Origin of the sequence: Vibrio ichthyoenteri ATCC 700023, assembly GCF_000222605.1 — a bacterium.
Classification (GTDB): Bacteria; Pseudomonadota; Gammaproteobacteria; order Enterobacterales; family Vibrionaceae; genus Vibrio; species Vibrio ichthyoenteri.
This window is the reverse complement of the sequence record NZ_AFWF01000031.1, coordinates 19,206-39,356: the sequence shown is the minus strand read 5'-3', so window position 1 is coordinate 39,356 and position 20,151 is coordinate 19,206. Positions and strand designations below refer to the sequence as shown.

Here is a 20,151-nt window from a genome sequence, read left to right as displayed (position 1 = left end):
ACCTCAAAGGAAGCGAGCTCGCATGAAACAAAAAAGCCCGTCATATGGCTATGGCGGGCTTATCACTATGCGGTTAACTCACTAAATGGACAATTAGCTGTCGTCTTCGGTAAAGTTAGTTGGCAGTGTTGTTTTCATTTGATGCCAAATTTGACCACTTTCAATACCGTACTGACGAACGATCGCTGGGATCTGCTCACGGTTACCGGTTTCACATACTTCATACAAATCACGGTAGAACTTCAGTGCCAATTTACGCGTTTCTGGATTTGAAAAGTAGTAGCTACCAACACGATCGTACAGCTTTTTCAAACCATTAAAGATTAGGCCATATATCTGGTTGCCTGAATGGAATGCAAGGCGTTGGAATAACATGTAATCATAATAATTAAATGTCTTCGCGATCAAAATTGCTTCACGCTTAAGCGGATCTTTTTCACCGTCATCTTTAATATGTTGACGAATTTTGTCTGCATATTGCGAATCAGTCATAAATGAATCCCACGATTCTGCTGTGATTAGCGCTTCGCATGATTCAATAACATTTTGCATGGTGCGCAGTGAGCTTTCTTGATTTACCTTGAAAGCGTAACGCATAAAGATAGGACTAATATTAGTACGTGCTGCAAGCAAATCTTCTACGATAGAAGTCGCGTTCTCAGCATCTAAGGTCATCATGGTATCGAGAATATGCAAACCTGACGTTTCCATAAACTGATTCACTTTGGTTGGTTTACCATGCTGGATCGTCAACCAACCGTCTCTCGCAAGTCGCTGAAGTACTTCACGTAGCGTTGTTCGAGTTACACCAATCAACTCAGAAAGTTCACGCTCCGCTGGAAGAATGGAACCTGGAGGGAAGCGCCCTTTCCAAATACTCTCAATTATGTATTTTTCTGCGAATCCTGCAGGGCTCTTTGCCTTTATGACCATTGAGTTGTGTCCAATATTCTATTTATAGGGGATCAGATAAACTCATCATACCACTACTTATTACGTATCGGAAACAAACGAACTGTAAACTTCTCGCAAAACAATAATAGAGTAATAACACTAATCCAATTAAGATAGGGTCACTATTTCTTTATAACTCTAAACTAAAAAAATAGTACTTTAACCTCTACTAAAATAGCTGAAACACCCGTAAACAAAGACATTACTATTAAATCTTATTTTGCAAAAACGCAAAAACCCAGCACTATTAAGGGTTATTTCCCTTCAATAGAACGTCATATTCTTCGCTTTCGCACGACGTGAGACAGCAAACAGAATTTATCACAACTCGTATGGTAGCCTTACGCCACTTCGCTCGCGTTTTTTACAATTAGTAGCCATGTATTTTGTCAATATAAACATAATGATTGACTAAATAACGGTGAAGAGTAGAGTGACGACCGAAGTTAAAAGTGCTTGTCTTTCTCAGGGAGTGACTTGGCAAGGCCACATGACAGTTTTCGGAGTGTTGTTTTTCTAAGTCGCTGTTTCATCGGTATGCCATCAGTTTACCGATCACGTGAATTCAAGCGTGCGCAGTGTCTATTTGTAACAACATATAAGAGTAATTGAATCATGCCGATGTCACTCGGAAATGCGTTTATTAAGAACTTTCTTGGTAAAGCCCCTGATTGGTACAAAGTTGCCATTTTCTCATTTCTTATTATCAACCCGATCGTATTCTTTTTCATCGATCCGTTCGTAGCAGGTTGGCTATTAGTTGCAGAGTTTATTTTTACTCTTGCAATGGCATTGAAGTGCTACCCTCTTCAACCAGGTGGTTTGCTGGCGATTGAAGCCGTCGCCATTGGAATGACGAGTGCCGATCAAGTTAAACATGAACTGGTTGCCAATATTGAAGTTCTGCTGCTACTTGTCTTCATGGTTGCTGGCATTTACTTCATGAAACAGCTGCTGCTGTTTATCTTTACCAAATTATTGCTTGGGATTCGCTCGAAAGTATTGCTGTCAATGGCCTTCTGTTTTGCCGCTGCATTCCTTTCTGCTTTCCTTGACGCACTGACCGTTATTGCGGTTGTTATCAGTGTGGCGGTTGGTTTCTACTCTATTTACCACAAAGTGGCATCAGGTAACCTTATCGGTGACCATGACCATACTCAAGACGAAACCATTACTGAGCTAACTCGTGATGACCTTGAGAACTACCGTGCGTTCCTTCGTTCACTGCTTATGCATGCGGGTGTTGGTACTGCGCTAGGTGGCGTAATGACCATGGTAGGCGAACCTCAGAACTTAATTATTGCTGACCAAGCTGACTGGCTATTTGCGGAATTCTTGATCCGCATGGCTCCGGTGACTATCCCTGTATTTTTCTGTGGCATGCTAACTTGTGCGCTAGTAGAGAAGTTCAAAGTATTCGGCTACGGTGTAGAATTGCCTGATAGCGTGCGCCAAATCCTAGTCGATTTTGACAACGAAGAGCGTAAGACTCGTACTAACCAAGATGTGGCAAAACTTTGGATTCAAGGTGCTATCGCAGTTTGGTTAATCGTTGGCCTTGCACTGCACGTTGCTGCTGTTGGCCTGATCGGTCTGTCAGTCATCATTCTTGCAACAGCATTTACCGGTGTAATTGAAGAGCACTCTATGGGTAAAGCGTTTGAAGAAGCGCTACCTTTTACGGCTCTATTGGCTGTTTTCTTCGCGGTTGTTGCGGTTATCATTGACCAAGAGCTATTTAAGCCAGTTATCGATGCGGTACTTGCGGTTGAAGATAAAGGCACTCAGTTAGCGCTATTCTACGTCGCTAACGGTCTGCTATCGATGGTATCGGACAACGTATTCGTAGGTACAGTTTACATCAACGAAGTGAAATCAGCCCTGATTGATGGCCAAATCACTCGTGATCAATTTGACCTGCTAGCAGTTGCGATTAACACGGGTACTAACCTACCTTCTGTTGCAACACCAAACGGTCAAGCTGCGTTCCTATTCCTACTTACATCAGCACTTGCTCCATTAATTCGTCTTTCGTACGGTCGCATGGTTATCATGGCTCTGCCATACACCATCGTGCTTGCGCTTGTCGGTCTTGCAGGTATCGTGTTCTTCCTTGAACCGGCTACTGCTTGGTTCTACGATGCGGATTGGATCACTCAACACGTGGGTGAAGTGAGCGCTGCAGTGTCAGGCGGTCATTAAATTTCCCTTGATTAGGGAACTGTTACACGTTAAAAAGCTCTGAGTATTCAGAGCTTTTTTATTTCTGTAAAGGACATTACTCGTGAATTTTTTATCCACACTCAAAACATTCTCTCAAGGGCGACTGTCATGGTCTCTTTTACTTTTCTTTATTGTTATCTTTGAAGCCTGTGCACTCTACTTCCAGCACGTAATGAATTTAGCCCCATGTGTTATGTGTATTTACGAGCGTGTTGCAATGATGGGGATTGGTGGCGCTGCCATTATTGGGTTAATTGCACCGCAGAACCTTTGGGTTCGTTGGCTTGGCCTTGCTGCATGGGGAGCGAGCGCTTACAAGGGCTTAGAACTTGCTCTTCAGCACGTTGACTATCAGTTCAACCCATCACCTTTTGCTACCTGCGATCTGTTCGTTACCTTCCCTAGTTGGGCTCCGCTGAACAAATGGATTCCGGGCATGTTTGAAGCGTACGGTGATTGCGCCGAAGTGGTATGGCAGTTCCTAACGCTTTCGATGCCACAATGGCTAGTGGTGATCTTTGCGGGTAATCTGGTGGCATTAGCGTTTATCGTGATTGCGCAGTTTGCTAAGAGCAAAGAGCTTTAAGAGTTGAGAAGCGAGAGGCGAAGAGCAAAAGCAAGAAAGCTGCGCTTCGAGAATCGAGAGGCGAAGAGCAAGAGCTAGAACGCTTTGCTTTGAGAATCGAGAGGCGAAGAGCAGAAGCAAGAAAGCTGCACTTCGAGAATCGAGATTAACGGTCTGCTATGACTGATAGGGTTGGCGATATGCCAGCCCTTTTTTACACCTATAAAAAAGCGCAGGAATGACCTGCGCTTCTGCTCTCGGGACTTTTGCTATCGAAGGCTTTAACTCTCGACCACGTTTTTACAAACGATAGTTAAGAAGCCGGTTTTCGCCGGCTTCTTGCTAGTTCATGTCACGCCCTGGCGCTGGTGCTAAGACTTCTCGGTTGCCGTTGTGGCCTGGAGCACTCACGATGCCTTGCGCTTCAAGTTGCTCCACAATACGTGCCGCACGGTTATAACCTATCTTAAAGCGGCGTTGCACACCTGAAACCGAACCACGACGAGACTGCACTACGTGCTCAACCACTTGGTCAAACAATGGATCGGTATCTTCATCCGCTTCCATCGATTCACCCGGCAGTAGGCTTTCAGGCCCTTGCTCGCCGCTAATGATCTCTTCAATGTAATTAGGCTTACCACGCGCCTTCCAGTTGTTGACGACCGCATGCACGTCATCATCTGAAGCAAAGGCGCCATGCACACGTTCAGTATGGCTTGAGCCTGGCGCTAGGTAGAGCATGTCACCCATACCCAACAACGATTCCGCGCCACCTTGATCAAGAATCGTGCGCGAGTCCGTTTTGGTTGAAACGGTAAAGGCAATACGAGTTGGTATGTTGGCTTTAATCAGACCAGTAATCACATCCACCGAAGGACGCTGAGTGGCCAAAATCAAGTGAACACCTGCCGCACGGGCTTTTTGCGCCAAACGAGCAATCAGTTCTTCAACTTTCTTACCCACGACCATTATAAGGTCGGCAAATTCATCGACCACAACCACGATGTAAGGCAGTTTTTCTAGCAATGGCGCTTCTTCATCCATACTATCGCCCGGTTTCCACAATGGGTCATGGATTGGGTGACCAGCATCAGCCGCCATTTTCAGCTTGTCATTGAAGCCTTTGATATTACGTACACCTAGTGCCGACATCAGCTTATAACGACGTTCCATTTCCCCTACACACCAACGCAGTGCGTTGGACGCATCTTTCATATCAGTTACGACTTCAGAGAGTAGATGTGGAATACCTTCGTAAATTGAAAGCTCCAGCATTTTCGGGTCAATCATGATAAAGCGTAGATCTTCTGGTGATGCTTTGTAGAGCATACTCAAGATCATCACGTTCACACCCACTGACTTACCTGAACCTGTCGTACCGGCCACCAAAACGTGTGGCATTTTAGCTATATCGGCAATAACCGCTTCACCGGCAATATCTTGACCTAGCACAACTGTGGTTGGTGATTTTGCATCGATAAAGGTTTGGCTACCTACCACATCAGAGAAGAATACGGTTTGACGGCTCATATTAGGCAACTCTAGGCCGACATAAGGCTTGCCTGGGATCACTTCAACCACACGCACCGCCATCGCAGACAACGAACGAGCTAAATCCATTGAGAGGCTGGAAATACGGCTTACTTTGACACCCGGGGCTAAATCAAGCTCAAAACGGGTGATCACGGGACCAGGGAAAATATCCACCACGGTCGCTTGGATTTTATAATCAGCCAATTTGGACTCAACCAAACGAGCAATGCCTTCTAGCGCTTCACGATCGATAAAGTTTTCACGTTTTTCCGGATGGTACAGCAGCTCCAATGTCGGCAACGGTTCCGTTGGTTTAGGTAAATTCAAATCTTGCTGAACCAAGAATGGATTTTGTTTCGCCACCACTTTTGCTTGTGCATCCGCCACAATAGACTGGAATGCTGAAACGTCTTGATCTTGGGTTTCCGCTTCAGGGATCGCAGATTCATCGATAGACATGACCGGAGAAACTTGAGCGTCTTCAATCGGCTCTGCAACGTCAAATGAACTAATCGTTGGCTCGATGTGGCTCGAACTAACCTCAACATTTTGCGTAATATCATCCAACTGAGTTTGATTAATCTCAGGCGTGGCTGCGGTTTCAACTTGTTGCCAAGGCGCTTCGTTTGGCAGTGGGCTATCTTCTAATGACGTTTGGCCTAATGACGAATTCTCTAATCGAGAACTGTCAAAAACCTCACTCGTAGCTGGGCTAATTTCCACTTGATTATTTTCTGCGTACTGCAGAGCCGCAGTGCTCGCAATAGCCGCCGCCGTTTCAGGAGCAATAGCAACATCTTGCTGCCAAGGCGGGATGAACTGATCCGCCATATCATCGGCTTGAGTCGCGTCTTGTTCCAATTGCTCAATCGTCGCTCCTAACTGACGAGTTCGCTCAATTTGCGAGGTTTCATCCGCAGTAACGTTATTGGCATGGTATGGCGTCGTTTGCTGGTTAAACACGCTTTGTTGCGGCACATCAACCACTTCAACAGGCTCAGGTATGGTCTGGTAGGTCTCAATCGGCGCTTCAGCCGCTATTGTTGCTGGCTGAGCCAACTCACTCTCTTGTTGCGTAGAAGGCGCTTGAGCGACTGCTTGGCTCGTCGCCGCTGCTATTGCTGCCTCTGGCATATGAATGTTGTAACGACGTGGCGGCTCTTGGCTCTCTTGCACGTCTACTTGAGCACTTGGCTTAACCGGTACAGAATCGAAGTCATCAACTTGCTTTAGTTGTGGCTCCATGACTTCATCTTGTTCGCCGCGAACGCGATTAAATAGACGTGTAAACGCCTTAATCGCTGAATGCCCAAGCCAATCAACGATAGTTAACCAAGAAATACCCGTTAACAGCGTAAACCCTGCTCCCCACAAGAACAGCAATACTAACGTCGTGCCCAAAGCATTTAGGGTTGGCAGCGCAATACTCGTCAGAACATCGCCAATCACACCACCTGAAGAGAAATACCAGATATCATCAAAGTTGATATCTGCCAGCGCACAGCTGGTAAGTACCAGAATGGTAAAGCCAAGAAAACGCGTGCCCCACAGCATCAAATCAAGAGGGTCATCTTCATCACGCTTGCGTAGGCACACCCAAGCCGTCACGACGATTAATAATGGGATGGTGTAAGCTAATGATCCAAAGGAGAAAAACAGTGTGTCTGCAAACCATGCACCTAACATGCCTCCGGCATTGGCGATATCCCCTCCCCACGCCGTTTGTGACCATGATGGATCGGCAGGGCTAAAGGTTAACAGAGCAACATAGAGCAGAATAGACGCGAGTACAGCGACAATAAGGCTGCACTCTTTCAGGCGATCAGGCCCCGACAAACGGGTAGACTGAGGCTCTTCCCCGGTTTTTATAATTGTTTCGACTTTACTGCTGTTCTTTTTGAACATAACTTACTTATCTTTATTAGGAAAAAAATAGCCCGAGCAGCAAAGCTACTCGGACTATAGATTTAACCATATCGAAGCTAAAAACCCAATTGTCTAACGTCAGAATATCGAAAGGTATTCCACCTCTGTCACTCTACGTGCATAACAATTGTGGACACTGACCAAAAAAGACACTAATTAATGACGCATATCGTCTATTAATCAAACTTTGTTGGGTGGCCCTTATCCACTGATAAACAAAATTAGCGGGTTTTGATCACTAGTTGGTTAGTTTGTTTTACTTCTTCCATTACTACGTAAGTACGTGTGTCATTCACACCCGGTAAACGCAGTAATGTGTCGCCAAGCAGCTTACGATATGCACCCATATCAGCAACTCGCGTTTTTAATAGATAGTCAAAATCACCTGATACTAGGTGGCACTCTTGAATGTCATCCAGTTTCTGTACTGCGGTATTAAACTGTTCAAACACATCTGGCGCACCACGATTTAACGTGATTTCAACAAACACCAATAGAGACGCATCAAGATACTGAGGGTTAAGTAGCGCAGTGTAACCCGTGATGTATCCTTGGCGTTCGAGACGACGAACACGTTCTAAACATGGTGTTGGTGACAAGCCCACACGCTTTGATAACTCTACGTTTGAAATTCGACCATCTTTCTGCAATTCATTAAGAATGTTGCGATCGATACGGTCTAGATCCTTGGACGGCTTCTTATTGTTGTCTGCCATTTTTTATTCCACCTTATTACTTCCTTGCAAAAATATATACTACATCTTTTTAATATTTAGTATCAAATGTTAAACATTTGCTCTTATACTAGATATTAATTCGACAATACTACCCTACACACAGTTATTACAACCAAAAAAAAATGAGGAGTCAGGATGATCATTGGCGTACCAAAGGAAATCAAGAACCACGAATATCGCGTCGGCATGATTCCAGCCAGCGTCCGCGAGCTAGTGTCTCAAGGTCACCAAGTTTTTGTTGAAACCCTAGCCGGATCTGGCATCGGATTCTCAGACGATGATTACATCGCTGTAGGCGCATCCATTCTTCCTACTGCTGCTGACGTTTTTTCGACAGCAGAAATGATTGTTAAGGTAAAAGAACCTCAAGCTTCCGAGCGTTCAATGCTCCGCGAGGGGCAGATATTATTTACTTATCTACACCTAGCCCCAGATTTTCCACAAACTGATGAGCTAATCAAGAGTAAAGCCGTCTGTATAGCATATGAGACTGTAACAGATAATATGGGTCGCTTGCCACTACTTGCACCAATGTCGGAAGTCGCAGGACGCATGTCGATACAAGCAGGCGCCCAAACTCTGGAAAAATCCCATGGCGGCAGTGGATTATTACTTGGCGGTGTTCCTGGAGTGGAACCAGCCAAAATCGTAGTAATAGGTGGGGGTGTAGTCGGTGCCAACGCTGCTCGTATGGCCGTCGGCCTGCGTGCCGATGTAACGATTCTCGATCGAAACATTGATGCGCTTCGCAAATTAGACGAAGAGTTCCAAGGAAGGGCAAAAATGGTGTATTCGACTGAAGACGCCATCGAAAAACACGTTGTCGCAGCCGATCTTGTTATTGGTGCGGTATTAATCCCCGGCGCCGCCGCTCCCAAATTAGTCACTAAAGCGCATATCAAAAAAATGAAGCCCGGTGCGGCGGTTGTCGATGTCGCCATCGACCAAGGTGGCTGCTTTGAAACCTCACATGCAACGACCCATGCAGACCCAACATATATTGTCGATGATGTGGTTCATTACTGCGTCGCCAACATGCCAGGCGCAGTGGCTCGCACTTCAACCTTTGCCCTCAACAACGCCACGCTTCCTTATATAGTCAAACTGGCCAATAAAGGCTATCGCCAAGCACTGCTCGAAGATAAAGGCTTCTTAGAAGGCTTGAACGTAATCCACGGAAAAGTGACCTGCAAAGAAGTGGCAGAAGCATTTAACCTTGAATTCATTGAGCCAGAGAAAGCGATTGAGATGTTTAACTGATTTAAGAGCATCAAGAAGCGGCAATAGAAGTGAGAGCACTTCGCTTGGAGAAAAGAGGTGAAAGAGTCGAGAAAAGAGATCAGAGAGTCGAGAGTGTAAGACTTCTCAACGTTGGCCGCTAAACACTGGCCAATAAACATTAACGACTAAAAAGACAAAGGGTTGGCGCAATGCCAACCCTTTTTGTTCGTATAACGACCTATATGACCACTAATCGGAATATCGTTTGTTAGTTAAATATCGTCAACCGCCTTGCCGAATCCCCAAGCGATCTTGTCCCTCGACGTGAGACGAAGCGAAACGCTGTGTTTCTAAAGCTCGGTTTTTAGAACCAACGCTCAAGTGACGTTTTATCTAAATGACGAAACGCGCGATTTAGAATGCGAGCCAACTCTTTATAACGAGGCTTCGCTTTAAGTGGTTCTAGAGCATAACCACTTTCAATAATTTTTTGGTGCAACTCACGATACCACCCAGCCAATGAAGGCGGCAATTGCGTATTGGCACGATTGCCTAACCACCACATGCCTTGAATCGGCATACTGATCGCGAACAGAGCCACGATCACTGCTTGCGGTAGTGCTTGGTGATTGGTAAAGACCATTTGCGTAAGTACACTAATCGCTGCAACGGCTGGCATTACCTTCATACCAAAACGTGTTGCCTTTATAATGCGCTGCTCTGGAAACAGTGGCGCGAGTTCTTTGCGCACAGGCCAAGTATCCATGTACTTTTGACCATCACGTAAGCTGTGAACGAGACCGACTTTATTATTCATATTACTCTCTCACTTCCGGTACAAGGCACTTAACTTCAAAATAAGTTGAAACTTTCAACTAAACGCGTAAAAAATTGACGAAAGTTAATATTCTTTCAAATTTTTTTTGTTATATTTGTCTATTATCGCTATCCTTGGCATGCCCTCAATCTCATTGTTGCTCTTATTTACAATTTAGGCAACGTTGAGAGATATCTGCAAGGATTGCACAAGTTGCTTTCATGGTAAAGCGACCTCTTTTTATACATGGATTTAAGCGCTTTTTAAGCAAGAATGGTACGCAGTTATACTAGACTCGACTATTCTTGTGGTTAAATTTCATCCTAACTGATTTTTATCAGACGATTAACAGGTAGTCATACATGTCAAAGCTAGTTTTAGTTTTAAACTGCGGTAGTTCTTCTCTTAAGTTTGCAATTGTTGATGCAGAGACTGGTGCTGAGCACCTAACAGGTCTTGCTGAGTGTCTAGGTCTTCCAGAAGCTCGTATGAAGTGGAAACTTGATGGCAAGCACGAAGCTCAACTAGGCGCAGGCGCAGCACACGAAGAAGCACTATCTTTCATGGTAGAAACTATTCTTGCTTCTAAGCCAGAGCTTAAAGCTAACCTAGGCGCGATCGGTCACCGTATCGTTCACGGTGGCGAGCAGTTCACTCAATCAGCACTTATTTGTGATCAAGTTCTTAAGGGCATCCAAGACGCTGCAACTTTTGCACCTCTTCACAACCCTGCTCACCTTATCGGTATCGAAGCTGCTAAACACAACTTCCCTGAGCTACAAAACGTTGCTGTATTCGACACTGCGTTCCACCAAACTATGCCTGAAGAGTCTTACCTATACGCTCTTCCATACAACCTATACAAAGAGCACGGTATCCGTCGTTACGGCATGCACGGTACTTCACACCTATTCATCACTCGTGAAGTTGCAGGCCTACTAAACAAGCCAGTTGAAGAAGTTAACATCATCAACTGTCACCTAGGTAACGGCGCATCTGTATGTGCAATCAAGAACGGTCAATCTGTAGATACTTCTATGGGTCTAACTCCTCTTGAAGGTCTAGTAATGGGTACTCGTTGTGGCGATATCGACCCTGCGATCATCTTCCACCTACACGACGCACTAGGTTACTCTGTTGAGCAAATCAACAACATGCTAACTAAAGAGTCTGGCCTACAAGGTCTAACTGAAGTGACTTCAGACTGTCGTTTCGTTGAAGACAACTACGGTGAGAAAGAAGAAGCAACTCGCGCAATGGACGTGTTCTGTCACCGTCTAGCTAAATACGTAGCGGGTTACACTGCTTCTCTAGAAGGTCGTCTAGACGCAATCACTTTCACTGGCGGTATCGGCGAGAACTCTGGCCCAATCCGTGAAATGGTTCTTAACCGTCTAGCTATCTTCGGTATCGAAGTAGACAGCGAAGCAAACCTTAAAGCACGTTTCGGTGGTGAAGGTACTATCACTACTGCAAACAGCCGCATCCCAGCAATGGTTATCTCTACTAACGAAGAGCTAGTTATCGCTGAAGACACTGCACGTCTAGCAGGTCTGTAATTGACTCAACTGGCTAGCCTTCGGGCTGGCCAGTTTTTTCTATAAATAGAAATTTAGGGGCTCAACTCCTATTCCATGAGATTTCATGGAATACGTAATTGAGCTTTTAATCCAATAATGTAAGGTAATTAGTCGATGTCTCGTACTATTATGCTTATCCCTACTAGCGCTGGTGTTGGTCTTACTAGTGTTAGCATGGGTGTTCTTCGCACTATGGAGCGCAAGGGCGTTAAAGTTTCTTTCTATAAGCCTATCGCTCAGCCACGTTCTGGCGGCGATCAGCCTGATCTAACTTCTACTATCGTTGGCGCAAACAGCGATATGCAGATCGGCACTCCAATGCAAATGTCTGTTGCTGAAAGCCTAATCGGTAACGACAACATGGACGAGCTACTAGAAACTATCGTAGAACGTTACAACCAAATCAACAAAGATGCGGACGTAACATTAATCGAAGGTCTAGTACCAACTCGTAAGCATCCATTCGCTAACCAAGTGAACGCAGAAATCGCGGCAACACTTGGTGCTGAAATCGTATTGGTTGCAACTCCTGGTCTTGATAACCCTGCGCAACTTAAAGAGCGTATCGAAGTAGCATGTTCTAACTTCGGCGGTACTAAGAACAAAAACATCTCTGGCGTTATCATCAACAAGCTAAACGCACCTGTTGATGAAGCTGGCCGTACTCGTCCAGATCTATCAGAAATGTTTGACGATGCAGACAGCGCACAAACCAACCAAATGAAAGTGATGGAGATCTTCAACACTTCTCCAATTCGTGTACTTGGTTGTGTGCCTTGGTCAATCGATCTAATCGCAACTCGCGCGATCGATATGGCTCAACACCTGAATGCTGACATCATCAACGCTGGTGATATCAACACTCGTCGCATCAAGAGCATCACGTTCTGTGCACGTTCACTACCAAACATGATTGAGCACTTTAAACCAGGTTCTCTACTTGTTACTTCTGCTGACCGTCCTGACGTTATCGTTGCAGCGGCACTAGCAGCAATGAACGGCGTAGAAATCGGCGCAATCCTATTGACTGGCGGTTACGACATCCCTCAAGAAATTGAAGGTCTATGTAAGCCTGCATTCGATACTGGCCTGCCGATCTTCAAAGCACAAGGTAACACTTGGCAGACTTCGCTGAACCTACAAAGCTTCAGCATTGAAGTTCCAGCAGACGATAAAGAGCGTATCGAGTTCATCAACGATCACGTTGCAGGTCACATCGACGGCAACTTGATTGAGTCTATGACTGAAGGCACGCAAAAGTCTCGTCGTCTAAGCCCACCAGCATTCCGTTACCAACTTACTGAGTTCGCTCGTAAAGCAGGTAAGCGTATCGTTCTTCCTGAAGGTGACGAGCCACGTACAGTGAAAGCTGCTGCAATCTGTGCTGAGCGCGGTATCGCAGAATGTGTGCTGCTAGGTAACCCTGAAGAAATCCGTCGCGTTGCTGCGCAACAAGGCGTTGAACTAGGTGCTGGCGTAACAATCATCGATTCAGATGCAGTTCGTGAAAACTATGTTGCTCGTCTAGTTGAGCTACGTGGCGCGAAAGGCATGACTGAAGTTGTTGCTCGTGAGAAGCTACAAGATTCAGTATTCCTAGGCACAATGATGCTTGAGAACAACGAAGTTGACGGTCTAGTTTCTGGTGCGGTTCATACCACTGCAAACACTATCGTTCCTCCGTTCCAAATCATCAAAACAGCGCCAGATGCGTCTATCGTATCTTCTGTGTTCTTCATGCTACTACCTGACCAAGTATTGGTTTACGGTGACTGTGCGATCAACCCAGATCCAACTGCTGAACAGCTTGCTGAAATCGCTATCCAATCTGCTGACTCTGCAGCGGCATTTGGTATCGAACCACGCGTAGCAATGATCTCTTACTCTACTGGTGAATCTGGTAAGGGTGCAGACGTTGATAAAGTACGTGAAGCAACCAAACTAGCTCAAGAGAAACGTCCTGATCTAATCATCGACGGTCCTCTACAGTACGACGCTGCTATCATGGAAAACGTTGCTGCTTCTAAAGCACCAAACTCTCCAGTAGCGGGTAAAGCAACTGTATTCGTATTCCCAGACCTAAACACTGGTAACACGACTTACAAAGCTGTACAACGTTCTGCTGACCTAGTTTCTATCGGTCCAATGCTTCAAGGTATGCGCAAGCCAGTAAATGACTTGTCTCGTGGCGCTCTAGTAGACGATATCGTGTACACTGTAGCTCTAACGGCTATCCAAGCGGATCAAGCTGACCAAGTGAACAAATAATTATTGCCTAATTCACTATTGAATTGAGTCATTAAAAAGCCTCCAGAGATGGGGGCTTTTTTGTTTCTAAATTTCCCACAGCCTGAAGTGTCATCTCTCACTTATACTCGTAACTGCAGCCCTACCCTTCACTGGCAGATTAAGTACTCGTTAACCATACTAAATAGAGAACTCGGCAAATCCTGATTCCACCGCGAAACCACGATGGAAGGAGAGTACGATGAAAAACGATCTCGACCCCAACACCGTTTTACTGGCGTATGAATGTGTTATGCGTAACGGAATTCCAACAGAGTTAGGTAGACGCTACCAAGGCATAGAAGCCTTTTCCGACTATGACGGCTATAACGTCTACTTAAAGGGACACGGCGTGGAATTGTCGATCGGCTTTCACAACACATATCAGCTAAATTATGAACAAGAACACAATAAAGCCGCTTTCCTCAGCCAGCTAAGTGCACTAGTCAAATAGCCATCTCGTGTACAACCGACACCGGGCTGGCCGTACGAATCAACGTTAGCAAGTCAGCCAATCATTTCTCTTAGGCCTTGTTTGATAAAAATATTTTGTAATTAAATTACCAAAATAGTTTGACGAAGATCACATAATTGATAGAATTCAACCTGTCTTTTGAAACATGATTACATAAGGTTGTGAAAAATGAACTCAGCACCTCAATCAATGTTGGACACTGAAGAAACTACCCAAGTCGATAATAGCAGTAAGCAACAAATTTCAACTTTTGCTGAAATCTTAACGCTTACCGCGATGTTCCTCGCGACTTCGGCAGTAGTTTTGTTACTAAGCCTTTCTTGGGTTTTGTAACCAGCCTTTCAAGGAATTGAAAAAGCGATACTCCCAAATCATTACGCCGGGAGTATCGTCTAAAAGCTTTACGGCTCTCGCCACCAAAAACACCTTTCTGCTCCAGCCTACTTTACTCGATATAAAGCTCGTATAAATAACTCTGAACACTCTATTTTTATCCATTTTTCTGGATGTTAGTTGATCAAAAAAGCCGCAACAGTTGCAATGCGCGTTTATTCGGCAGCGGTGCAGAGTGCCAAGAGGACTGTTCTAGTAAAGCAATTGAACTGCAAGAAAACCAACTCCCCAAGCTTAACGCACACTGTAATGGCTACGGTGAGTATCTTTCTAGCTGTTACATCGGCACTATTTCTCTGATTAAAAATCACTAATTTCGCCTAAGCTGCCGAGTGCCCACGACTAATAAAAAGCCATCGCAATTGCGATGGCTTTTTGTTTCTCAATCAATGAGCAGTTCAATACGTTTTATTCTTGCTCAACTTTCACTCTAAAGAACAACGCATAGAATAGTGGAATAACAATCAAGGTCAGAATGGTTGCAAACAACAAACCGAACATGATGGTCACCGCCATACTCTTAAAGAACGGGTCAATCAGCAATGGCGCGACGCCGAGAATCGTGGTCAATGCGCCCAATAGCACCGGTCGAGCGCGGCTGGTTGCGGCATCAATAATCGCAAAGTAAGCCGCTTTACCCTGAGCAATTTCCACATCAGCTTGGTCCACCAGTACGATGGCATTTTTCACCATCATGCCGATGAGGCTCAAGAAGCCTAGAATGGCCATAAACTCAAATGGCGTCTGGAATACTATCAATCCAACCGTTACGCCAATCACCGCTAACGGTGCAGTTAGCCAAATAACCAAAGGCTGACGCACAGCATTGAACATAAAGATCACTGACAAAATCATCGCCGCAAAACCGTAAGGAGCAGAAATCGCCAAGCCTTCATTAGCATCTTTTGATGCCTTGTATTCTCCGTACCAAACCAACTCATAACCTGCTGGTAATTCGATCGCTTCAATCTGGCTGCGCACCGTGTTAAAGGCATCTGACGTTAGAACGCCCGGAGCCGGATCTGCTTGCACCATAATTGTAGGAGTGCGGTTTACACGACGTAAAATCGCATCTTGCCACGCCACATCGACGGAATCGACCAATTGGCTAACCGGAATGTAGCCACCAACGGTTGCGCTATACACTTCGGTATTTTCAACCGCACGTTGGTGGTTACGTTCATTCAAAGGTGAACGCACCACGATAGGGATCAGGTCATCCCCTTCACGGTAAACACCGACATTACGGCCTGACAACGTCTGTGCAATCGCTTGGTTAATCTCTTGCGTAGTTAAACCGAAGCGCTGTGCTTTTTCTGCCGAATAAACAGGACGAAGCACTGGTACTTGTTGACGCCAATCATCTTGTACCGCAATCAAATTGTTATCGGCTTGCATGACCGCTTTAGCCTGCTCAGCTAATTGGCGCAACACGTGACTGTCTGGGCCTTTGAACGCCGCCTCAATTTTTTTACCCCCCCCGCGACCGAGCATGAATTTCCACACTTTGATCGACGCATCTGGGTATTTCACGGCTAGCTCATCTTGCAACTCAACCAGTAATGGTGCGATTTTTTTGTAGTCGTCGATGTCAATCAACAGCTGACCATAACTCGTATTGCGCGCTTCTGGAGAGTAAGTCAGCATGAAACGTAAACCGCCCCCACCAATAAAGCTGGCAATGTTGGTCACCCCTTCTTTGGCTTTTACATCTTGCTCAATATTGGCAATCATGCGCTCAACACGACTGATATCCGACCCTTGTGGCAAATAAACATCAACCACAAATTGCGGACGCTGCGAGTCAGGCATAAAACCAGGTGGTACGTATTTTAAGCTATATACTGCCGCAGCCATCAAGCCAAATAGCATCATCAGACTCGCTAGACGATGTCTCAGTACCCAAGCCAACAAGACTTTGTACATCGCCATCATGCGGCCAACCTTCACTTCACCTTTGTTGGCTTTCACCTTCAAAAAGTCAAAACAAAGCATCGGGGTAATCGTGACGGCAAACACCCAACTCAAGAACATCGAGTAGAGAATGACCCAAAATAACGAACCCGCATATTCACCCATATCAGACGGTGACAAACCAATGGCACTAAACGCACAGATACCCACAACCGTACCGCCAAGCAGTGGCCATTTGGTGGCATCAACGACTTCGGACACTATGGTTTCTTTGTCTTCTTCTGGATTTTGTTGCAAACGCACCAAAATACCATCAGTCACCACAATCGCATTGTCCACCAGCATGCCGAGCGCAATGATCAGTGCTCCCAGAGAGATTCGCTGCATGGCAATATCTTCGATGAACATGATGCACAGCGTTGCCGCGACTGTCAGTAAAAGAACAAAGCCGATGATCACACCAGAGCGAACGCCCATAAACAGCAGCAACACTAAAAATACAATCGCAACCGCCGCAATTAAGTTATCGATAAAGTTCGCCACCGAAGCGCGAACAGAATCAGACTGCATCGAGATGACATGCAATTCCATACCAAGAGGACGTTGGTCATCAAGTTCAGCAAGGCGCACTTTAACCGCATCGCCCATATCCACTACGTTACCGCCAGTGACATTGGAGATACCAAAACCAACCGCACGCTCACCGTTGTAGCGCATCAACATGCTAGCAGGCTCTTGATAGCCACGGGTCACCGTTGCGATGTCGCCCAAGCGCATCACTGTATTACCTTGGCCAACGCCCACTTGCAAATTGCGCAGATCATCAAACGAACGAATGTTTGAATCAGGAATCACCGGAATACGCATGTCGGTGGTTTCAATCGCACCCGCAACGGTCACCAAATTTTGCTTTTGCAATACTTGGAACACTTGCTGCGCTGAAACACCAAATTTGGCTAAGCGTTCACTTGAGATCTCAACAAAGATCGTTTCTTGACGTTCAGCCAATGTAGCAGTTTTCGCCACCCCCGGCACAAGCACGAGTTGGCGGCGCAAGCCATCAACATAATCTTGCAGCTGCTTGTCACTGTAACCCTCTCCGGTTACCGCAAAGAACAACGCGTAAACATCGGAGAAGTCGTCATTAACAATTGATGGCCCTGCACCTGGAGGTAACTGACGCTGCACATCGGCAATTTTGCGTCTTAGCTTATCCCAAACTTGTTGCAGTTCAGCAGAGCTCTTGGCAAATTCCAGCTTGATCTCAACCGTGACTTCCGACATGCCCTGCTTAGAAACGGATTTAACTTCTTTGAGCTCTTGCAGCGATTGCACCGCGCCTTCAATTAAGTCCGTTACCTCATCAGACACCTCTTGTGCCGTAGCGCCAGAGTAAGCCGTGTTAATGACCGCTTGGCGAATCACAAATTCCGGGTCTTCAAAGCGGCCCAGTTTTAAGTAGCTGATGTAACCACCCAATAAAATCAGGGCAATCATCACCCACACACTGGTGCGTTTGGCGATGGTATAGCGAGCAATATTCATTAGTGAGCCTCGTTATTACCTTGGTTATCATTGCTCATCGGGCGGATTTCCATCCCATCTTGCAGGCTTGAGACACCCGCAATCACAACCTTTTCGCCCAATGTTAAGTGGTTATTGATCACCACACGATCGCGGCTTAAAGCCCCCACTTCAACAAAGCGTTTACTCACCTTGTTGTCAGCGCCTACCAGCCAAACAAACTGCTTACCTTGATTATCTGGAACGACCGCGGTGATTGGTAGAGTGATCAGAGGGTTATCAAGATTATTGTCTTGCTCCGCCGGTAACACTTTCACCGTCATACCTGGAAGTACGCGGTAGCCGTTAAGGTTTTCAAAACCTAAAACCACAGCGTAAGTTTGTGAAATAGGGTCCGCCTGAGTGGCATACGAACGCAGATTCAAATCAAATAATTGACTTGGAATAGCACTAATTTCGGCTTGAGCTTTAGTGCTGCTTAAGCCAGAAAGCATCACGCTATCAGGGATGTGGATCACCACTTCCATATCGTTCAAATCATGTAGAGTGAACGCCGGAGTATTGGCTTGGATTTGCATATGATTATCGACGAGCTTACGGCCAATAATGCCATCAAATGGTGCTTCAATGCGGGTGTAATCTAATTGACGTTGCGCTTCATCGCGACGGTTTTTAGCCAGGTTAAAACGAGTGGTTAACTCATCTAAGCTACTTTTTGAAATCGCTTTACTCTTTTCATATATGGCTTTTGCACGCTGATATTCTGCTTCAACGTTATTCAGCTCTAGCTTTGAAGAGGCCAATGCGATCTCTGCATCACGAGAATCTAAACGCGCTAACAGCTGACCTTGGGTAACGCGATCACCTTCTTTAACCAAAATGTCTGTCAAACGGCCACCAATACGAAACGACAAATCCGCTCGTTCAGCCGCGCGAACAACACCATTAAAGCTCAGGTTGTCACCACGGCTAGCGGTGATCGTTTCCGTTAAGGCCGGTTTGACCGAAGGCTTAACCGTTGCGACTTCGGCTTCAGCACCGCAGCCTGACAACATAACACCAGATAAAGAGATACTAATCGCCAATGCGAGCGTTTTAAACTTGGCTGCAGTGACGGTATTGTGCGCTTTTTTCACGTTGTTCTCCTAAGAGGCAAAGATTGCATCTGCTCTGAATTAGAGCCAGTAAATGTAAACTCGCGAGTTTATTTTTGGATTTTATTTGAGCTCGCAAGCAAAGTAAACTCAAAAGTTTACCTTTGAGATGCATATTGTTAGACTGAAGCCATTGCTCGCATCGCACTTAGGGAGGAACAAGATGACCCGCTCAGAACAAAAGAGACTTGCCATCATTGAGGCTGCTAAAGAAGAGTTCATTCAATATGGATTTTCAGCCGCCAACATGAATAATGTTTGTACAGCGGCAGAGGTATCTAAGCGGACTTTGTATCGCCATTTCGAAAGCAAAGAGCTGTTATTTGAAGAGGTACTGGTTCAAATACAGGAGAGTGTTGTGCGTAATATTGACTATCCTTTTGATGCAAACGCACCGCTTGAAGAGCAACTAAGATTAGTCACACTGCGTGAAATTGATGTGATGTATAACATCTATGGTATTGCTCTATCACGTACCATCATCATGGAGTTTTTCCGTCAGCCGGATTTAGCCAAAAGTGTTACCCAACGCCTCTATCGGACTCGCTCAGTCAGCACATGGTTTGAAAAAGCACTCGCCAGTGGACAATTGGTCGCTATCGATGCGCAAACCATTACCAGTGTCTATGTCAGCATATTCCAAGGATTACTATTTTGGCCGCAGGTGCTCGATATTTTACCGCGACCAAAAGATGAAGAGCTTGAGGAAAAAGTCGCAACGATTGTCACCACCATCATCCGTGCGTTCGCCCCTTAATCTGAGCGTTTGACCATCTGACTCGTGGCCACAATCATGCCCTGCAGTAATGGCGATGTGACGTACAAAAAAGCCCCATTTTATGGGGCTTT

The 20,151-nt window shown here is 45.7% G+C and carries 14 protein-coding genes; 8 read left to right on the top strand and 6 right to left on the bottom strand.

Translation table 11 applies throughout. The features are described from left to right. Positions 1-93 precede the first annotated feature (93 nt). The gene (gene fadR, locus RH85_RS03555; RefSeq protein WP_006710829.1) at positions 94-933 is read right to left on the bottom strand and encodes a fatty acid metabolism transcriptional regulator FadR; all 840 of its coding nucleotides are present in this window, start codon (positions 931-933) and stop codon (positions 94-96) included. A 636-nt stretch (positions 934-1,569) separates the two neighbouring features. On the opposite strand from fadR, the gene nhaB reads away from it, so the two are divergent. Both nhaB and dsbB read left to right on the top strand, forming a co-directional pair. Further along, positions 1,570-3,156, top strand: coding sequence for a Na(+)/H(+) antiporter NhaB (gene nhaB / locus RH85_RS03550; RefSeq protein WP_006710828.1), 1,587 nt, complete (start codon positions 1,570-1,572; stop codon positions 3,154-3,156). 82 nt (positions 3,157-3,238) lie between these two features. Then, positions 3,239-3,763, top strand: a complete 525-nt coding sequence (dsbB, locus tag RH85_RS03545) for a disulfide bond formation protein DsbB (protein WP_006710827.1) — start codon at positions 3,239-3,241, stop codon at positions 3,761-3,763. 321 nt (positions 3,764-4,084) lie between these two features. Here dsbB and RH85_RS03540 read toward each other — a convergent pair whose 3' ends face one another. Together RH85_RS03540 and lrp are read right to left on the bottom strand one after the other, a co-directional pair. Beyond that, complete coding sequence (locus RH85_RS03540; RefSeq protein ID WP_006710826.1) at positions 4,085-7,180, bottom strand: DNA translocase FtsK; 3,096 nt, start codon at positions 7,178-7,180, stop codon at positions 4,085-4,087. 242 nt (positions 7,181-7,422) lie between these two features. Continuing rightward, positions 7,423-7,917, bottom strand: coding sequence for a leucine-responsive transcriptional regulator Lrp (gene lrp / locus RH85_RS03535; RefSeq protein ID WP_006710825.1), 495 nt, complete (start codon positions 7,915-7,917; stop codon positions 7,423-7,425). 156 nt (positions 7,918-8,073) lie between these two features. On the opposite strand from lrp, the gene ald reads away from it, so the two are divergent. After that, a complete protein-coding gene (ald, locus tag RH85_RS03530; protein ID WP_006710824.1) occupies positions 8,074-9,198 on the top strand; it encodes an alanine dehydrogenase in 1,125 nt (374 codons plus the stop codon). 325 nt (positions 9,199-9,523) lie between these two features. Here ald and yfbV read toward each other — a convergent pair whose 3' ends face one another. Beyond that, on the bottom strand, positions 9,524-9,976 hold the full coding sequence (yfbV, locus tag RH85_RS03525) for a terminus macrodomain insulation protein YfbV (protein WP_005594701.1): 453 nt from the start codon (positions 9,974-9,976) through the stop codon (positions 9,524-9,526). Between the two features lie 362 nt (positions 9,977-10,338). On the opposite strand from yfbV, the gene RH85_RS03520 reads away from it, so the two are divergent. From RH85_RS03520 to RH85_RS22895, 4 genes are all read left to right on the top strand, one after another. Continuing rightward, complete coding sequence (locus tag RH85_RS03520; RefSeq protein WP_006710823.1) at positions 10,339-11,535, top strand: acetate kinase; 1,197 nt, start codon at positions 10,339-10,341, stop codon at positions 11,533-11,535. A 135-nt stretch (positions 11,536-11,670) separates the two neighbouring features. Further along, on the top strand, positions 11,671-13,824 hold the full coding sequence (gene pta, locus RH85_RS03515) for a phosphate acetyltransferase (protein ID WP_006710822.1): 2,154 nt from the start codon (positions 11,671-11,673) through the stop codon (positions 13,822-13,824). A gap of 220 nt (positions 13,825-14,044) precedes the next feature. After that, on the top strand, positions 14,045-14,296 hold the full coding sequence (locus RH85_RS03510) for a DUF3081 domain-containing protein (RefSeq protein ID WP_006710821.1): 252 nt from the start codon (positions 14,045-14,047) through the stop codon (positions 14,294-14,296). 189 nt (positions 14,297-14,485) lie between these two features. Further along, on the top strand, positions 14,486-14,650 hold the full coding sequence (locus RH85_RS22895; RefSeq protein ID WP_006710820.1) for a hypothetical protein: 165 nt from the start codon (positions 14,486-14,488) through the stop codon (positions 14,648-14,650). A 468-nt stretch (positions 14,651-15,118) separates the two neighbouring features. On the opposite strand, the gene RH85_RS03500 is transcribed toward RH85_RS22895, so the two are convergent. Both RH85_RS03500 and RH85_RS03495 read right to left on the bottom strand, forming a co-directional pair. Beyond that, a complete protein-coding gene (locus tag RH85_RS03500) occupies positions 15,119-18,169 on the bottom strand; it encodes an efflux RND transporter permease subunit (RefSeq protein ID WP_006710818.1) in 3,051 nt (1,016 codons plus the stop codon). Next, positions 18,169-19,284 (bottom strand): efflux RND transporter periplasmic adaptor subunit, encoded by a 1,116-nt coding sequence (locus RH85_RS03495; protein WP_006710817.1) that lies wholly within the window; start codon positions 19,282-19,284, stop codon positions 18,169-18,171. The genes RH85_RS03500 and RH85_RS03495 overlap by 1 nt, the downstream gene beginning before the upstream one ends. 181 nt (positions 19,285-19,465) lie before the next feature. Between RH85_RS03495 and RH85_RS03490 the strand changes: the two genes are divergently transcribed. Beyond that, the gene (locus RH85_RS03490; RefSeq protein ID WP_006710816.1) at positions 19,466-20,059 is read left to right on the top strand and encodes a TetR/AcrR family transcriptional regulator; all 594 of its coding nucleotides are present in this window, start codon (positions 19,466-19,468) and stop codon (positions 20,057-20,059) included. The last annotated feature ends 92 nt before the right edge of the window (positions 20,060-20,151 follow it).